Origin of the sequence: Sphingopyxis sp. LC363 (assembly GCF_000756385.1) — a bacterium.
Lineage (GTDB): Bacteria > Pseudomonadota > Alphaproteobacteria > Sphingomonadales > Sphingomonadaceae > Sphingopyxis.
On record NZ_JNFC01000013.1, the window covers coordinates 34091 to 51400 of the forward strand.

The window sequence follows — 17310 nt, forward strand, 5'->3', positions numbered from 1 at the left end:
TCGCCGACCCGCTAGGGCATCAGAAAGATGCGCCGAGCGTAAAGACCACGGTTGGATCGTAAAGCGTATCGACGGCCTTGACGCCCGTCTTTTTAACATCGGTATCGATACATTGCGCCGAGAAGGTCAGCGGGCCGGCGGCGAAGGACGCGCCGAGCGACCAGTCGACATATTGGCCGTCGGGCGACACGAGGCCGAGCGACCCGTCATTATAGCCGATCCCCGCGGTCAGCGTGACGGGCGTGTTCGGAATTCCGTATCCGGCGCCGAGGTTCAGATAGATATTGTCCTGATCGCCAAGCGAATCCTGCTTGGGCGCATAGGCCACCATCCCCGTGACCGACACGGGACCGATATCGTGCGACAGCTTGCCGATGCCATCGAAATAGTCGGTCGGCGCGCCGCCGTCGTCGCTGCCCGGATAGGTGTACCAGGTCACGCCGATGTCGGCCGTCGTACCCGGTGCGATTTCGGTGTTGAAGCCGCCATAGACGTCGAGTTCGAACTTGCCATAGGCGGGGCTGTCGGGAAGCGACGAACCCCAGACGCCGGCATAGAAGCCGCTTTCGTGGCTGACGGTCAGCGTCGGCTGCACCGCAACCTTTTCGTTCGACAGCGAAATGCCGCGGAAGCGATAGTCGCTCGTGACCGCAATGCCGCCCGACAGCGTGAACGGGCCGGCGGCTTCTTCTTCCTGAGCAAAGGCCGGGGTGGACATCGCCGTCGCGGCGACAAGCGCGCCAAGGCACGCGCGGACAAGAGTTTTCATGGACAGATCCCTGTTCGTTGATGGATCGTCCCTGCCTGCCGCACGGCTGCCAGCCTCTTTTCGGGTCTGGTCCCGTCGTGCGTGCGCCGATCTTCACCACTTTGGTGCGACGCACAAACGAAAAAGTTGCGCGCGCCGTGTTAAAACGGGACGATGCGACTTTTGTGCAACAGTTGACTATGAATAAATGGGTTGGGCGAAATTATATTATACAAAATCGCCTGTCGACGCGCGGTCAGAAGGAAAAGCCGAGCGTCAGTACCAGCGTCGGGTCGTAAAGCGTGTCGACCGCCTTCACGCCGGTTTTCTTGATGTCGGTGTCGACATAGCGCGCCGAGAGCGTCGCCGGGCCGACGACACAGGATGCACCGAGCGACCAGTCGACATAGTCGCCCGGGGGGGCGGTCAGCGCGAGCGAGCCGTCGGAATAGCCGACCCCGGCATGGACCGTGACCGGAGTATTGGGGATGCCTGAGGAGACGCCGAGGTTATAGTACCAGCTGTCGCCCTTCGAGCGCTGCGCGGGCGCATAGGCGACGGTTCCGGTCGCCGAAAGCGGGCCGATGTCGTGCGACAGCTTGCCGCTGAACTCGACATAATCGGCCGGTCCCGCCCAACTCCGGTTGCCCGGATAGCTGTACCAGATCACCCCGGCGTCGACCGAGGTGCCCGGCGCGACCTCGGTCGCATAGCCGCCATAGAGGTCGAATTCGAATTTACCCGACAGCGGATTGTCGGGCATCGTCGAGCCCCAGACGCCGACGTAAAAGCCGCTTTCGTGGGCAAGCGTCAGCGTCGGCTGGAGCGCGATTTCCTCGTCCGACAGCGAAATGCCGCCAAAACGATAGTCGCTGACGACGGCGACCTCGCCCGACAGCGAAAGCGGGGCTCCGCCGCCGGTAATCGGATCATCCTGGGCAAAAGCGGGGACCGACATGGCCGCGGCCGCGAGCAACAGGCCGGCGCCGGCCGTGTTGAAAAAACGCATCAATAGTCTTTCATCTCTGGCCCGAAACGCCGGTCGCGCCGCGCGGCGCGATCGGAAACGGTGGCCCTTATCGGGTCAGCATAAGGCCGCGAATGTCGCGCTACAAGCCGCGCGCCGTCGCTTGGCTTTGCCAAGCCGCCCCCGCCCGGCTAAAGAGCGACCATATCTCCCCATCTGTCGAGCCATTAGCGATGAGCGATCACAATCCCGGCCTGCGCCCCTGGCGCGATATTGCACGGCGCGAATGCCGCCAGATCATGGTCGGCAACGTCCCCGTCGGCGGCGGTGCGCCGATCAGCGTCCAGACGATGACCAACACGCTGACCAGCGATCCGGTGGCGACGATCGACCAGATCCGCCGCTGCGAAGAGGCGGGCGCGGGCCTCATCCCCGTCTCGTGCCCCGACACCGATTCGACCGCGGCGCTGGGGAAGATCGTCCGCGCGTCGCGCATCCCGATCATCGCCGACATCCATTTCCACTATAAGCGCGCTTTGGAAGCCGCCGACGCCGGCGCCGCGTGCCTGCGCATCAACCCCGGCAACATCGGCTCATCCGAGCGCGTCGGCGAGGTCGTCCGCGCCGCCAAGGCGAACGGCTGCGCGATCCGCATCGGCGTCAACGCCGGCAGCCTCGAAAAGGATCTGCTCGAAAAATATGGCGAGCCCTGTCCCGAGGCGCTCGTCGAAAGCGCGCTCGACCATATCAAGCTCTTACAGGACCACGACTTCCACGAATATAAGGTCGCGGTAAAGGCGAGCGACGTCTTCCTCGCGGTCGCCGCCTATGCGCAGCTCGCCGACGCGGTCGATTGTCCCTTGCACCTCGGCATCACCGAAGCCGGCGGGCTGATCGGCGGCACGGTCAAATCGGCGCTCGGCATCGGCAACCTCCTGTGGGCCGGGATCGGCGACACGATCCGCGTCAGCCTCTCGGCCGAACCCGAAGAAGAGGTGCGCGTCGGCTATGAAATCCTGAAGTCGCTGGGCCTTCGCACCCGCGGCGTCCGCGTCGTCTCCTGCCCCAGCTGCGCGCGGCAGGGCTTCGACGTGATCCGCACCGTCCAGGCGCTCGAAGAGGCGCTCCAGCACATCAAGACCCCGATGTCGCTCTCGGTATTGGGCTGCGTCGTCAACGGCCCCGGCGAAGCGCGCGAGACCGACATCGGCATCACCGGCGGCGGCAACGGCAAGCATATGGTCTTCCTGTCGGGGGTCACCGACCACCATGTAGAGGACGCCGACATGATCGCGCACATCGTGAAGCTGGTCGAAGCGAAGGCGGCCGAGATCGAGGCGGGCAGCGCGGTGAGCATGGATACGCTCCACGGCAAGGCGGCGTAGCGCCCGCAGGCGGTACGCCAGCGCCCGCCCCGTCCGAACCGGATTGCGCGATATGCAGATGGCGGCTCAGGCCGTCCGCCGGTCGACCGCGATCCAGTTCACTTCCCATGTCGCGCCGCCATCGGCCGAAAAGGCCTGCTCGAAACGCGCCTCGTCGGCCGAGACCGGCGTAATGACGAACCGCACGCGGATGGGCCGCTCGCCGAGCTTGTCGTCGCCGTAAAAGACGCCGCGTCCATCGGCGCCGAAACCGCCGATCACCGGCGGGGTCAGCGCACCGTCGCGCAGGCTGGCAAAGTTGAGGCTCCAGCGGCGAGCGCCGGGGTCATAAAGCCGTAGCGAGATACCCTCGATCTTCCCCGCAGGTCCCGCGACCGACAGCTCGACGCTGTTCGCACGGCCATCCATCAGGCTTCGAACGAGGCTCGTGCCACGATATTCGGCCCAGACCGGTTGTTTGCCCGACAACGGGTTGCGCAGCACACGCACGTCGGTTGCCCAGGTTCCGATTTCGAAATCGAAATCGTGCTGACCATCGCGGACTGCCTCCGCGGACGAAGCATCCGGTGCCGAATGCGCCGTCGCGGAAACGCCCGCGCCGCCCATCAGCAACACCAGCACCAGCAATCGTGCGCTCATCATCGAGCCTCTCCCGCCATTCGCCCCATCCTGTCGTCGACCCTGATTACAGGTCGCTGGCCTGACGACAAGGACGCTCTTTCCGATAGCCGCTTCGATGCGAGCGGCCCGACCGGACAAGCGGCATTGCCCGCGAGCCCGTCCTCGTTAAAAAGCGCCGCGACGTCTCTCTTTGCAGGATAATCGCGTGACCCTATCGATCCGCCCCGCCATCCCCGCCGATCTGCCGCTGATCGCCGGGTTCATCCGCGACCTCGCCGAATATGAAAAGCTGTCGCACGAAGTCCGCTTCGACGAGGCGAAGCTCGGCGAAAATCTGTTCGGCGCGCGTCCCTATGCCGAGGTCGTAATCGGCGAGATCGATGGCACGCCGCAGGGCTTCGCGCTCTTCTTCCACAATTTCTCGACCTTCGAGGGGCGCCCCGGCATCTATCTCGAGGATCTGTTCGTACGCCCCGAAGCGCGCGGCTCGGGGCTCGGCAAGGCGCTGCTCGCGCACCTCGCCAAGCTCTGCGTGGAGCGCGACTGCGCGCGGCTCGAATGGTGGGTGCTCGACTGGAACGCGCCGTCGATCGGCTTCTACCAGAGCCTCGGCGCAAAGCTCATGGACGAATGGACGGTGATGCGGGTCGATGGCGAGGCGCTGATCAAGCTGGCAGGTTCATAACCTTCGTCACCCTCGGGCAAGGCAAGGGACTTGCCCGACTTGATCCGGGGTCCAAACTCGCGCCGTAGCATGGATGCCGGATCAAGTCCGGCATGACGAAAGAGGGAAATTAACGCGCCCCGCGCGGCTTCCGTCGCTCCATCGGCCAGCTCGGCATATGCGCGTCCGACAGCGTCTTCGCTTCGGCGGGCGCGACACCGAGTTCGGTCAGCGCGCGCGCCAGCGCGTCGGCGGGCGCCACCGCGATGTCGGGCAACACGCCCTCGCCCTCCCAATCCTTCCCCGTCACCGGATCATAGGTCCGCCCGACCGGGATGAAGGCGCCATAGCCGCCGCCCAGATCCTCGCCGCGCCCGAAATGATTGGCGCCCGCGGTCGGCGCGCCGACCAGCGTGCCGCGCCCCGTGTGCTTCATCGCGAGCGCGAAATGCTCGGCCGCCGACGCGCTCGCGCCCGAGGTCAGCACATAGATTTTGGCATCGCGCAGCCGAGCGTCGGCGTTCGGCGTCGCCCAATGTTCGCGCGCGACCATGCCCGCATCGCCCTTCGCCATGCGCATCGAGGCGATGCCCGCGATCGGCGAGCCGCCTTCGGCGTCGACCGACGCGCGCGTCGCCATCGTCACCAGCCGCGTCTCCTTGCCGAACAGCCACGGGAAGATGACGTCCATCTGGTCGAGCCCGCCGCCATTGTGCGTGCGGATGTCGAAGATGATCGCCTTGGCATCGGCGTGGTCGGCCATGAACTTCGCCGCCTGTGCCGTCACCGCATCGTCCATCGGAAAGACGTTGAAGCGCACAAAGGCGATCCCCGGCGCGATCCATCCCGCCTGTTCGACCGGCACCTTGGGCGGACGGCGCCCCGGCGCGGCGCTGCCCGGCGCCGGCGCCGGCGCCGGCGCGGCCGCCCCCGCCGCCGCTTCGGGAACGCGCAGCCGCAGATGCCCGTCGGGCGACACCGCGTTCACATCGCTGTCGATCGCGGCGCCGAGCGCCTCGCCGGAGAGCCCCTTGTAGCGGCCTGCGGCGATCGCCGCGCGGATCGCATCTGCATATTTTTTTCCCGTTTCGGGATAGAGATAGTCACGCTCGAGCAGCGCGGCATATTTCCCGGCGATCGCATCGGCGCCGGCCTCGTCGGCCGCGAGCGCGGGAGACGGCGTGAGCAAGGGGGTCGCAGCCATTCCGGCAGCAAGCAACAATGCGGGCATAACAAGCGACGAACGAATCATTCCTGTCTCCAATCCGGCCCCGGCGGATCGAAGTGTATCACATCGACAATACAGATCAACTACATTTGTAGTCGTCTATTTCTTGCGCGCGAACCAGACCAGAACCGCCCCGACCACCGCAAGGATCACGCCGTTGCGCGTCCACGCGGTGTCGCCCAGCATGAAGCTGCTCGCGGGCCAGCGCACGATATCGAGCCCCTGCAACGCCCACAGTCCGCCGACGAGGATCATCGCGACGCCGACGATCGCCATTATGCCTTTCAACGCACCCATTCCCGCTCTCCCCTATTGGCGCTGCAATCCGATCAGCGGCCGCAGCCAGCCGATGCTGCGCCCGATCCGGTAGAAAAGCCAGCATCCGCTCACTGTCGCCGCGACGAGGATCAGGAATGACGGCAGCGCCGCAATATCCGCGCGCAACAGCCACCAGCCCACGACGACGATGATCGTCTGGTGGATGATGTAAAAGGGAAAGACCGCCTCGGCGAGCATCGCGCGCTGCGGATGGTCGCGATTCCAGTACCGGTCGGCGACCCCGACGAGCGCGACGATCGACGCCCAGCCCTGCACCAGCCGCACGACCATGAAGGGGGTGACAATTCCCGCGGGCGGCGGCCCCTCGCCCGGCGCCGCCCACATCGCCCAGACGATCCAGACATATGCGGCCAGCGCGAGCACCGCCGCGACCGGCCAGCACCGCGCCACCGCGTCGAACAGCGCCGGTCGCACACGCAGCAACCAGCCGATGAAGAAGGGGACAAGGAAATGAAGATGCGCCGGCCCGTCATCGAACAGCGCGTGCGTATCGCGATGCCCGGGAAAGGCGAACAGGATGGCGAGCCACATTCCGAACGGCACCATCAGCATCCCCCAACCGCCGAGCCACCGCGCAGCCGCATCGGCGATCCGCGCGCGCGCCGCGACAGGAAACACGACGAGCAGCAGCGCAGCCAGCGCGGTGTAGACGAACAGGTAAACGACGAACCACAGATGCTGCCAGGTCGGCAGCACGATGCCCCCGAGCGTTCCGAAGCGGAAATAATCGTAGAGCCAGAAATGCGCGAAGCCATGCGCATAGCCATGCTGCGTCACCAGCTCGATCCAGGGCTGCACGGGGATGACGACGATGATGCCGAAAGCGAGCGGGATCAGCAGCCGCGCGCTCCGCGACCGCATAAATGCGCCCGCCCCTTCCGTCTTCGCAAACAGCGCCGCGCTCGCATAGCCCGACACGAGGAACAGCAAAGGCAACCGCCAGCTGTTCGTCGCCATCATCGGGATCTGCACCCAGTCCATCGGCGCCGCGATTTTCACATGCCAGCCCCACGGCACGAAATACATGCCGATATGATAGAAGATCAGCAAGCCGAAGGCGCCGATGCGCAGCCAGTCCATTCCGTAATGCCGTGTCGTCGTCATCTGCCCAAATCTCCTTTGCGGGGCCTGCGGCAGCCGCTAATCGAAAGGGCGGACGGCGGGCGATCCCGGCGGGACGAACAGCGGGGCCGGAGTGACGGACAAGCAAGCCATGGGGACGAGCGGCGGCACAGCGGGGACGAGCGGCTTCAGCGCGCGCGCGCTCACCGCACTGCTGCTGACGGCGATTTTCCTCTTCGGGCTCGTTCGCATTACCGCCAACGTCTATTCCTATATCGCCGACCGGCAGGGCGCCGGCCTCGCCACCTCGCCGACGATCGCCTGGATGCTCGAAGGAAGCAGCCTCGCCGCTTGGGTGGCGATGATGATCCCTTGCTGGTTCGCGGTCCGGCGCATCCGCCCGCCGCGCGTTTCGCTGCCCGCGACGATCGCGATCCACGCGCTGCTCGCGATCCCGGTTTCGCTCGGCCATATCGCGCTGATGGTCGCCTTTCGCACGATGCTGTGGTGGACGATGGGGCTGGACTATGAATTCACTTCGCCCGACGGATCGCCGATCCTCTATGAATTGCGCAAGGATCTCTCGGCCTATGCCGAGCTCGTCTTCATCCTCTTCCTCGTCCAATGGCTTGTCGCACGCTATGCCGCGCCGCCGGCAAGGACGCCCGAACGCAGAACGCTCGCGATCGGCGACGGGTCGGTCACGCATCATTTGCCGGTCGACGAGATCGAGCATGTCGCGGCGGCGGGCAATTATGTCGAGGTCGCGTGGCGCGGCCAGCGCCTGCTCCACCGCGCGACGCTGACGGCGATCGAGGGTGAACTCGCCGGGGCGGGCTTTGCACGCATCCATCGCGGCCGTATCGTTCGCCGCGACGCGGTACGGCGCGTCGTCACGCTAAAGAGCGGCGACTTCGACGTCGAGATGGAAAGCGGCGAGACGCTGCGCGGCAGCCGGCGTTATCGCGAGAATGTGTCGGGATAGGGGGCTCTCAACTCCGTTCGTGCTGAGCTTGTCGAAGCACCGTTCTTCTTCGACACCGCCAAAGACAAGAACGGCCCTTCGACAAGCTCAGGGCGAACGGATTTTGATTAATTCTTGCCCACCACCCGCCACGCCAGCTCGGCAAACTCGCACAGCAAGGGCCGCGTGTCGCGCGGGTCGATGATATCCTCGACCCCGAATTTCTCTGCCGTCCGGAACGGCGAACGCACACGGTTCAATCGCTCGCGGATCGCTTCCAGATGCGCCGCCGGGTCTTTGGCCGCCTCGAGCTCGCTCTTGTACGCGACCTCGACCCCGCCCTCGATCGGCAGGCTGCCCCAGTCGCCCGACGGCCAGGCGAAGCGGTACTGGAAGCGCTCGGCGTTCGACATCGCGCTCCCCGCGATCCCGTAAGCGCGGCGCACCACGACCGAAGCGAGCGGCACCGTCGCGCGGTAGATCGCGTTCATCGCCTGCACGCCATATCGGATCGTCCCCGTCCGCTCGGCCTCGCCGCCGATCATGAAGCCCGGATTGTCGACGAGGTGGACGATCGGCAGCCGGAACTGGTCGGCCATCTTCACGAAGCGCTCGGCCTTCTCGCTCGTCTTCGCGTCCCACGACCCGCCGAGATAGGACGGATCGCTCGCGAGCACCGCGACCGGATAGCCGTCGAGCCGCGCGAACGCCGTGATAACCGCGCGCCCCCAGCGCGCGCCCATCTCGAAGACGCTGCCCGCATCGAACACCGAATTCGCGATGCGCCGCATCGAATAGACCTGCTTCGCCTCGCGCGGCACGATCGAAAGCAAGGCCTCGTCGCGGCGATCCGCCGGATCGCTGCATTCGGTGCGCAAGGCCCGGTCGTGGATCGACGACGGCAGATAGGACAGGAACCGCCGCGCCGCCGCAAAGGCTTCGGCCTCGCTCGCGACCTCGTCGTCGACAACGCCGTTGCGCGTATGGACGTCGCTGCCGCCGAGTTCCTCGCGGTCGAGCGTGTCGCCGATCGCCGCCGCGACCGCCGGCCCGGCCGCGAACAGCTGCGACAGCCCGCGCACCATCACGCTGTAATGGCTCGCGACGACGCGCGCCGCGCCCAGCCCCGCGGTCGGCCCCAGCGCCAGCGCCACGACCGGCACCGTGTCGAGGTTCGCGATAATCTCGTCCCAGCCGGGCACGTGCGGAATATAGGTGTATCCCATATCCTCGAGCGTCTTGACCGACCCGCCGCCGCCGGTGCCGTCGATCATGCGGATCAGCGGCAGGCGATATTCGTGCGCCATCGCCTCACACTGCACGAACTTCCTGTGCAGCGCCGCATCGGCCGCGCCGCCGCGCACGGTGAAATCGTCGGCCGAGGCGACGACCGGCCGGCCGTCGATATTCGCGCGCCCGAAGATAAAATTGCTCGCGGCAAGGTCTTCCAGCTCGCCATCGGCGCCATAAGTCGCGCGCCCGGCGATCTTGCCGATCTCGCGAAAGCTGCCCGGATCGACAATCGCGGCGATCCGCGCCCGCGCATCCATCTTGCCGCGCCCGTGCTGGCGCGCGACCTTTTCCTCGCCGCCCATCTTCTCGGCCATCGCGCGGCGTTGGCCGAGTTCTTCGATCTCATTTTTCCAGCTCATGCGAAGGAGGCTATCTTACGTTGACGGAAACGTCATGCAAAACCTATCGTCGCCGCATGACCCGCTCGATCGCTTTTGCCCTCGCCGCCGCATTGCTGACGCTCGCGCCCGCCATCGCGGCCGAAAAGCGCACGCTCCCCGGCATCGAGGAGCCATACAAGACCGACGCCTTCATCGCCGACCCGATGCCCGCGATCGACGCCGCACTCGCGCGGGCAAAGGCGTCGGGCAAGCCCGTGCTGCTCGTCATGGGCACCGGCGCCTGCCACGACAGCGCGTGGCTCGCGAACCTGCTCACGACCGACCGCTTCGCGCCCGTCCGCGCCCGCTACGAAATCGTCTATGCCGACATCGGCATGCCGCATGTGAAGGGCCAGGGACGCAATCCCGCCGTTCCCGAACGCTTCGGCTTCCGGATCAAGGGCACGCCGACCGCCGCGGTCCTCGATGCCGAGGGCCGCGTGCTCAACCGCAAGGCCGCTCCCAAATGGCGCAACGCCGCGAGCCGCAGCGACGACGACATCTACAAAGAACTGATGAAATAGGGAGAGCGACATGGCCGAGATGAACCTTGCGGGGCGCGTCGCGCTCGTTACCGGCGCCTCGCGCGGCATCGGCCGCGGCATCGCGCTGGGTCTGGCGGAGGCGGGCGCCGACGTCGCGGTCAACTACACCCGCGGCGAAGAGGCCGCGGCCGAAACCGTCGCCGCGATTCAGGCGCTGGGGCGCAAGGCGAAGGCCTATCAGGCGTCGGTCACCGACGAAGCCGCCTGCGCCGCGATGGTCGCCGCGGTCGAGGCCGACTTCGGCCCCATGTCGATCCTCGTCAACAACGCCGGCATCGCCAGCCGCGGGCTCTCCGTCGCCGACACCAGTCCCGAAGAAGTCGACAAGCTTTTCGCCGTCCACGCCGCCGGTCCGCACCGCCTGTCTCGTCTCGCACTGCCGCAGCTCCGCCAGCACAAGCGCAGCGACATCATCGTGATTTCGAGCATCGCCACCTATGTGAACTCGCCGAACGGCGCCCCCTACACGATGGCCAAGGCCGCGGGCGAAGCCCTCGCGCTGACGCTCGCCAAGGAAGAGCTCGGCAACGGCGTCCGCGTCAACATCGTTGCCCCCGCGCTCACCGTCAGCGACATGGGCGAAAAACTCTCGCGCGCAATCACCGGGCAGGCCGACATCCACCACCTCGACGCCAAAATGCCCTTCGGCCGCGTCGCCGTCCCCGCCGATGTGGCGGCGGCGGTGGTGTGGTTCGTCAGCGACGCGAACAGCTATTGCTCGGGCCAGAAGCTCAACATCGACGGCGCGGGACAGGCGACGTTTCGCTAACCCACCCCATCCTCCCTGTGGCGAAGCCATGGGGAGGTGGCAGCGCGCAGCGCTGACGGAGGGGCAATGACGCGACGTCGCAGCCCCTCCACCGCCTGCTTCGCAAGCGGTCCCCCTCCCCATCGCTTCGCGACAGGGAGGATCAGGTAGAATACAGCCCCCTCCCATGCGCCCCGATTCGCCCTCGCCCGTCATCCCCTTCCTGATCGCCTGCGCCGGAATCGCGACCTTTTCGGCGATGGACGTGCTGATGAAGGGGCTGTCGATCGACATCGGCGCCTATAATGCGGTGCTGTGGCGCACCGGCACCGGGACGCTGGTCAGCGGCCTGCTCTATCTCGCGACGCGCCCCAGATGGCCCGACCGGCCGACGATGCGGATCCACGCGTGGCGCTCGCTTTTCGTCGCAGGCATGGCGCTCAGCTTCTTCTGGGCGCTCGCGCGGCTGCCGATGGCGGAGGCGATCGCGCTCGCTTTCGTCGCGCCGCTGATGGCGCTCTACATGGCCGCGATCTTCCTTGGCGAGAAGATCGGCCCGCGTTCGATCGCCGCGTCGCTGCTCGGGCTCGCGGGGGTGATCGTCATCGTCGCGGGCAAGCTCGGCGGCAGCGCCTATTCCGACGAGGCGCTGCTCGCAGTCGGCGCGGTGTTCCTGTCGGCGGTCTTCTACGCCTATAACCTCATCCTCGCGCGGCGGCAGGCGAAGATGGCCGAGCCGATGGAGATCGCCTTCTTCCAGAATTTCTTCGTCGCCGCGATCCTCGCGCTGGGCGCACCGTGGTTCCTCGCCGTCCCCGGCACGGAACAGGCTCCGAACATCGTCGGCGCCGCGATCCTCGCAACCACCTCGCTGCTGCTTTTGAGCTGGGCCTATGCCCGCGCCGAAACGCAGATCCTCGCGACGACCGAATATACCGGCTTTCTCTGGGCGATGGTCTTCGGCTGGTATTTCTTCGACGAAGCGGTGACGCTGCCGACGCTCGCGGGCGCCTGCCTGATCGTCGCCGCCTGCCTGATCGTCGCGCGCAAGGCGCCGCATGGCGATCCGATCGAGCCGGCGGCGGCCTGACCTTCTCCCCTCCCGCGTGCGGGAGGGGTTGTGGGAGGGCATGTCGTTCTTGGGAGCTACCGAAACAGGCCCTCCCCTAACCCCTCCCATAAATGGGAGGGGGACTTAAACCGCCGCCCTTGCCAGCCGGTCGTTGATCGCCGCGCCGAGCCCCTCGACCGGGATCGCCGCCACCGCGATCTTCGCCTTCGCGCTCGTCGCCCCCGCGTGCAGCGCGTCGAAAAGGCGCGCCGCCGCTTCGATCAGGTCGCCCGCGATGCTGAGGTCATAATCGCCTCGAACCGCGCCAAAGCCGATGCCAAACTCGTCCGCCGCGAAATCGCGCGCGCCCAGCCGCACCGGCTTGCCGGGCGCATAATGGCTCGCGAGCATCCCCGGCGCGACGATCTCCGATCCTTCGATCCCGGTCACCGCAAGGCCGCTCGCCTCGCCCAGCATCTCCGCCGTCACCGGCCCCGGCCGCAGTATTTCGACCGCGCCGTTCTTCACCCGCGCGATCGTCGATTCGACTCCCGCACTCGTCGCCCCGTCGTCGATGACGAGGTCGATCCGCCCCGCAAGGCTCGCGAGCACATGCTCCGCCCTGGTCGGGCTCACCCGCCCGCTCGCATTGGCGCTCGGCGCCGCGAGCGGCGCACCCGACGCGGCAAGCAACGCCTGCATCGCGCGATGCCCGGGAACCCGGAGCGCAATCGTGTCGAGCCCCGCCGTCGCCACGCTCGCAACGGGGCAGCCCGGCGTGCGCGGAACGACGAGCGTGAGCGGCCCCGGCCAGAAACGCGTCGCGAGCGCGCGCTCGGCGGTCCCGAACTCGCCCAGCGTCTCGGCCATGGCGAGCGTCGGCACATGCACGATCAGCGGGTTGAAATCGGGCCGCCCCTTCGCGGCATAGATGCGCGCGACCGCTTGCGGATTGCGCGCATCGGCGGCGAGGCCATAGACCGTCTCGGTCGGCACCGCGACCGGCAGCCCCGCCGCGATCAGCGCGGCGGCGCGCGCGATCGCCTCCGCACCGAAGGGGGCGCTTGCGGTCGCGATGCTCTCGTTCCTTTGACCCTCGGCCATGCCGCGCTATAGCGCCCGCGCAACGATATTCACCAGGAAAGTCGGTCCCCTCTATGACCTACACGCCGCCCACCACCGAACAGCTTTTCGTCTTGAACCATATCGCGCGCATCGACGCGATGGCGCAGCATGAGCGTTTCGCCGCCGCGACCCCCGATATGGTCGAGGCGATCGTCACCGGTATCGGCGAGTTCGCCGCCGACGTCTACGCCCCGCTCAACCGCGTCGGCGACACGCAAAATCCCAAATGGCAGGACGGCAAGGTCACCATGCCCCCGGGCTTCAAGGACGCGTATAAGCAGTTCGTCGACGCGGGCTGGGGCAGTATCGACGGCCCCGGCGAATATGGCGGGCAGGACTTGCCCTTCACCCTCGCGACCGTGGTGATCGAAGCGCTCGGCAGCGCGAACATGGGCTTTTCGCTCTGCAGCATCCTCACCCCCGGCGCGATCCACGCGCTGATGGCCTATGGCACCGAGGAGCAGCGTGCGACCTGGCTTCCCAAGCTGGTCACCGGCGAGTGGAACGGCACGATGAACCTGACCGAGCCCGCCGCGGGCAGCGACGTCGGCGCGCTGCGCTCGACCGCCGAGAAGGTCACCGAGGGCCCGAACGCCGGCCTCTACCGGATCAAGGGACAGAAGATCTTCATCACTTTCGGCGAGCATGACCTCACCGACAATATCGTCCACCTCGTTCTCGCGCGCACGCCGGGCGCACCCGAGGGGACGCGCGGCATCTCGCTCTTCCTCGTCCCCAAATATCGCCTCGACGACGCTGGCAATCCGACCATCTCGAACGGCGTCCACTGCGCCTCGATCGAGCACAAGCTCGGCATCCACGGCTCGCCGACCGCGGTGATGGTCTATGGCGAGGACGAGGATTGCCTCGGCGAGATCGTCGGCGGCGAAATGGGCGGGATGCGCGCGATGTTCGTGATGATGAACAACGCGCGGCTGATGATCGGCTGTCAGGGCATCCAGATCGGCGAGCGCGCGACGCAGCAGGCGCAGCGCTTCGCCGCCGAGCGCGTCCAGTCGGCGCTCGCGGGCTCGCCCGACCGCACCCCGGTGACGATCGACCGGCACCCCGATGTCCGCCGCATGCTGTGGCGGATGCGCGCGCAGACCGAGGCGGCGCGCGCGCTGACCTATTATGCCGCGGCGCAGATCGACTTCGGAAAATTGGGCGACGAAGCCGCAGCGATGCGCGCCGAAATACTCATCCCGCTGGTCAAGGCGCACGCGACCGACATCGGCTGCGAGGTCGCGAGCCTCGGCGTGCAGGTCCATGGCGGCATGGGCTTCATCGAGGAAACCGGCGCTGCGCAGCATTATCGCGACGCGCGCATCGCGCCGATCTACGAAGGCACCAACGGCATCCAGGCGGCCGATCTGGTGGGGCGCAAGCTCGGCATGGCGGGCGGCGACCTCGTCCGCGGACTGATCGACGATATCGCGCACGGCGCCGCCGATTCCCCCGAATTGCAACAGCTCGTCGACGCGTGCCGCGCGGTCACCGACTGGATGGTGAACGCGAACACCGCCGACCGGCTCGCGGGCAGCTACCCCTATCTCACCATGCTCGCGACGGCGACCTGCGGCTGGCTGATGGCGATCCAGCACAAGGCGGCGCGCGCGGCGCTCGAAGAGGGCGGCGGCGACCGCGCCTTCCTCGAAGCCAAGATCGCCTCGACGCGCTTTTACCTTCAGCAGATCGTTCCCGCCACCACCGGGCTCGCGGCCTCCGCCCTCGCCGGCGACGCCGCGCTCGAACCGCTGGCTACGATCGCCTGAATCCCCCGAAATCCTGCGCTTTCCGCCGTGCCGGACAGCGCAGGATTTTGTTCATAATTAACGCGATGATAACCATCTGACACTAGACGCGACCGGCAATTGCTGGAGACGTGCGTGCCCATTCCGGTCAAAAGTCTGATCATCAGCTGGCGAGCTCTTGCGCTGTCGCTCCTGCTCAGCGTCGTCGTAGGGGTCAGCGGTTTTGGCGAATTGCCCGATCGTCTTATCGCGATGGCGACAAGCCGCGTCGCCTATCGCGATGTATCGGGCGACATCGTGGTGATCGGCATCGATGATCGAACTTTGGCCGAATCCCGCAATGGCGAATTCACGCGGCACGATCATGCCCGCCTGATACGCGCCGTCGATCGCGCCGATGCGAAGCGCCTTTTCATCGATTTCGATTATGAGCGCCCCGACAACAACGGAGGCCTGGAAGAAGTAAGCGGGGCAGTGCGCAACATGGGTGACCGGGCTGTGCTCGCCGTTCCCACGCGATCGGTGCCCGGCACCGATCAGCTCGTTACCATTTTTCCTGACGCCTCTTTCGGCGATCGCGCCAAACGCGCCAGCATCGCATGGGAAAATCAATTCTGGCAGGTCTGGGACATCCCGTTGATGTACCTTGCCGAAGGAAAGCTGCTGCCGAGTTTCGCGGCTGTTCTGGCGGGCAAATCGGGGCGCGCGCCTTCGCAGTTTCGCATCGATTTTTCGTACAGGACAAGCAGCATCCGCCAATATGGCGCGATCGACGTGATCGACGGCAAGGTCGGCGCGAACGAACTGGCGGGCAAGGACGTTATTTTTGCACCCACGGCATCGCGGCATGCGGACCGTCACTATTTGCCGGGACACGACAAGGTTCCCGGCGCCTACGTCCATGTGCTCGCGGCGGAAACGCTGCGCCGGGGTAATCCAGTGAGCCTCGGCTGGTTGCCGCCATTGGGCTTTGCACTATTTCTAACGCTGCCCCTGCTGCTACGGAGCGGCAACCGGTGGTTCAGCGTCTTCGGATCGGCGGTCGCCGCCCTCCTCATCGCCTCGCAATTGCTGCTCGCGACGCAGCTTGTCACGGTCTCGATCGGGGCAGGGCTGTTCTTCCTTGCAGCCATCGGTTCCAATGTGGCGCGAGCACGCCGCCGCGATTCGGCACAGCGCGAGAACCCGGTTTCGGGCTTGCCGAACTTCGAAGCGCTGCGTTCGCTGCCGCCGTTCGGCAGCGCGACCGTCGTCGCCGCCAAGGTCGTGAATTTCGAGGATCTCGCCGCCTTCATCCCCGGCGACGGCATCGGCAAGCTCGTCGAACAGGTCACCCGCCGCCTCCAGCTCGCCTCGCAAGGCACGACGCTCCACCACGATCTCGACGGCACCTTCGCCTGGCTCGTGCCTTATTACCAGCACAGCCAGATCGAGGGGCAGCTCGCGGGCCTCGCCGCGCTGTTCAACGCGCCGCTGACGATCGGCGAGCTGCGCGTCGACGTCGCGATCGCCTTCGGCGTCAACGACGAATTCGAAGGGTCGAACGCCCAGCGGCTCGCCGCGGCGCTCGTCGCCGCCGAACGCGCGATCCGCACCCGGTCGCTGTGGACGAAATATACTTCGCGCCAAAAGGAAGACGCCGGCTGGCAATTGAGCTTTCACTCGCAGCTCGAGGATGCGCTCACCGGCGGCGACATCTGGGTCGCCTTCCAGCCGCAATATGAAATCGCGTCGAAAAAGCTCGTCGGGGTCGAAGCGCTCGCGCGCTGGACGCACCCGACGCGTGGCCCCATCCCGCCCGACGAGTTCATCGTCCAGGCCGAAAAGAGCCAGGACATCTATCGCCTCACCCTGTTCGTGATGGATCAGGCGATCCGCTCGGCGGCGCAGCTGCGCGAGCGCGGATTCCACATCAATATGTCGGTCAACCTGTCGGCGAGCCTGCTCGATCACAGCGATCTCGTCGGCACGATCCGCGTCATGCTGACCGCGCACCACCTGCCGCCCGAGGTTCTGACGATCGAGATCACCGAAACCGCGCAGATCGAAAACAGCCGGCAGGCGCGCCAGACGCTGGCGCAGCTGCGCCGGACGGGTATCCGCCTGTCGATCGACGATTATGGCACCGGCCAGTCGAACCTCGAATATCTGACCGAGATCGAGGCCGACGAAATCAAGATCGACAAGCGATTCGTGATGACAATGCGCGATTCGCAGCGGAACCTCGAAGTTGTTAAATCGACAATCGATTTGGCCCACCGCCTCGGCGCCGTCGCGGTCGCCGAAGGTATCGAAGACGGTGAAACCATGGCGTTGCTCGCCGGCCTCGGCTGCGACGTCGGGCAAGGCTATCATCTTGGAAAACCGCAATTGTTTTCCGAGCTGACCGCGACCCTTACCGCTTCCCCCCAGAACCGCACCGCATAACTGCCAGAT

At 66.3% G+C, this 17310-nt stretch carries 16 protein-coding genes; 8 read left to right on the plus strand and 8 right to left on the minus strand.

What is annotated here, in order from left to right; translation table 11 throughout:
- Window positions 1–19: 19 nt before the first annotated feature.
- Window positions 20–769 (minus strand): TorF family putative porin, encoded by a 750-nt coding sequence (locus FG95_RS06735; protein ID WP_037554853.1) that lies wholly within the window; start codon window positions 767–769, stop codon window positions 20–22.
- Between the two features lie 235 nt (window positions 770–1004).
- Complete coding sequence (locus FG95_RS06740) at window positions 1005–1757, minus strand: TorF family putative porin (protein WP_037554854.1); 753 nt, start codon at window positions 1755–1757, stop codon at window positions 1005–1007.
- Between the two features lie 191 nt (window positions 1758–1948).
- Between FG95_RS06740 and ispG the strand changes: the two genes are divergently transcribed.
- Entirely contained in the window at window positions 1949–3100 is a 1152-nt protein-coding gene (gene ispG, locus FG95_RS06745; RefSeq protein ID WP_037554855.1) for a flavodoxin-dependent (E)-4-hydroxy-3-methylbut-2-enyl-diphosphate synthase, read from the plus strand.
- Window positions 3101–3166: 66 nt separating this feature from the next.
- Here ispG and FG95_RS06750 read toward each other — a convergent pair whose 3' ends face one another.
- A complete protein-coding gene (locus FG95_RS06750) occupies window positions 3167–3742 on the minus strand; it encodes a hypothetical protein (protein WP_052182165.1) in 576 nt (191 codons plus the stop codon).
- 184 nt (window positions 3743–3926) lie between these two features.
- On the opposite strand from FG95_RS06750, the gene FG95_RS06755 reads away from it, so the two are divergent.
- On the plus strand, window positions 3927–4406 hold the full coding sequence (locus FG95_RS06755; RefSeq protein WP_037554856.1) for a GNAT family N-acetyltransferase: 480 nt from the start codon (window positions 3927–3929) through the stop codon (window positions 4404–4406).
- A 109-nt stretch (window positions 4407–4515) separates the two neighbouring features.
- Here FG95_RS06755 and FG95_RS06760 read toward each other — a convergent pair whose 3' ends face one another.
- The 3 genes from FG95_RS06760 to FG95_RS06770 all read right to left on the minus strand — a co-directional run bounded on the left by FG95_RS06760 (window position 4516) and on the right by FG95_RS06770 (window position 7056).
- Window positions 4516–5589, minus strand: coding sequence for a S41 family peptidase (locus FG95_RS06760; RefSeq protein WP_037554857.1), 1074 nt, complete (start codon window positions 5587–5589; stop codon window positions 4516–4518).
- A gap of 123 nt (window positions 5590–5712) precedes the next feature.
- Window positions 5713–5910 carry a hypothetical protein gene (locus tag FG95_RS06765; RefSeq protein ID WP_037554858.1) on the minus strand — a complete coding sequence of 66 codons (198 nt, stop codon included), beginning with the start codon at window positions 5908–5910 and terminating at the stop codon, window positions 5713–5715.
- Window positions 5911–5922: 12 nt separating this feature from the next.
- A complete protein-coding gene (locus FG95_RS06770; protein ID WP_037554859.1) occupies window positions 5923–7056 on the minus strand; it encodes an acyltransferase family protein in 1134 nt (377 codons plus the stop codon).
- A gap of 91 nt (window positions 7057–7147) precedes the next feature.
- Here FG95_RS06770 and FG95_RS19820 point away from each other — a divergent pair, with 91 nt between their 5' ends.
- Window positions 7148–7999 carry a LytTR family transcriptional regulator DNA-binding domain-containing protein gene (locus tag FG95_RS19820; RefSeq protein ID WP_152567593.1) on the plus strand — a complete coding sequence of 284 codons (852 nt, stop codon included), beginning with the start codon at window positions 7148–7150 and terminating at the stop codon, window positions 7997–7999.
- A 107-nt stretch (window positions 8000–8106) separates the two neighbouring features.
- Here FG95_RS19820 and FG95_RS06780 read toward each other — a convergent pair whose 3' ends face one another.
- Complete coding sequence (locus tag FG95_RS06780; RefSeq protein ID WP_037554860.1) at window positions 8107–9630, minus strand: acyl-CoA carboxylase subunit beta; 1524 nt, start codon at window positions 9628–9630, stop codon at window positions 8107–8109.
- Window positions 9631–9686: 56 nt separating this feature from the next.
- On the opposite strand from FG95_RS06780, the gene FG95_RS06785 reads away from it, so the two are divergent.
- The 3 genes from FG95_RS06785 to FG95_RS06795 all read left to right on the plus strand — a co-directional run bounded on the left by FG95_RS06785 (window position 9687) and on the right by FG95_RS06795 (window position 12034).
- The gene (locus FG95_RS06785) at window positions 9687–10175 is read left to right on the plus strand and encodes a thioredoxin family protein (RefSeq protein ID WP_037554861.1); all 489 of its coding nucleotides are present in this window, start codon (window positions 9687–9689) and stop codon (window positions 10173–10175) included.
- Window positions 10176–10185: 10 nt separating this feature from the next.
- Window positions 10186–10965, plus strand: a complete 780-nt coding sequence (locus FG95_RS06790; protein ID WP_037554862.1) for an SDR family NAD(P)-dependent oxidoreductase — start codon at window positions 10186–10188, stop codon at window positions 10963–10965.
- A 166-nt stretch (window positions 10966–11131) separates the two neighbouring features.
- Window positions 11132–12034, plus strand: coding sequence for a DMT family transporter (locus tag FG95_RS06795; RefSeq protein WP_037554863.1), 903 nt, complete (start codon window positions 11132–11134; stop codon window positions 12032–12034).
- A 105-nt stretch (window positions 12035–12139) separates the two neighbouring features.
- On the opposite strand, the gene FG95_RS06800 is transcribed toward FG95_RS06795, so the two are convergent.
- Window positions 12140–13099 carry an L-threonylcarbamoyladenylate synthase gene (locus tag FG95_RS06800; protein WP_037554864.1) on the minus strand — a complete coding sequence of 320 codons (960 nt, stop codon included), beginning with the start codon at window positions 13097–13099 and terminating at the stop codon, window positions 12140–12142.
- A 53-nt stretch (window positions 13100–13152) separates the two neighbouring features.
- Here FG95_RS06800 and FG95_RS06805 point away from each other — a divergent pair, with 53 nt between their 5' ends.
- Together FG95_RS06805 and FG95_RS06810 are read left to right on the plus strand one after the other, a co-directional pair.
- On the plus strand, window positions 13153–14895 hold the full coding sequence (locus tag FG95_RS06805) for an acyl-CoA dehydrogenase (RefSeq protein ID WP_037554865.1): 1743 nt from the start codon (window positions 13153–13155) through the stop codon (window positions 14893–14895).
- Between the two features lie 114 nt (window positions 14896–15009).
- Entirely contained in the window at window positions 15010–17301 is a 2292-nt protein-coding gene (locus FG95_RS06810) for an EAL domain-containing protein (protein WP_037554866.1), read from the plus strand.
- Window positions 17302–17310: the final 9 nt, after the last annotated feature.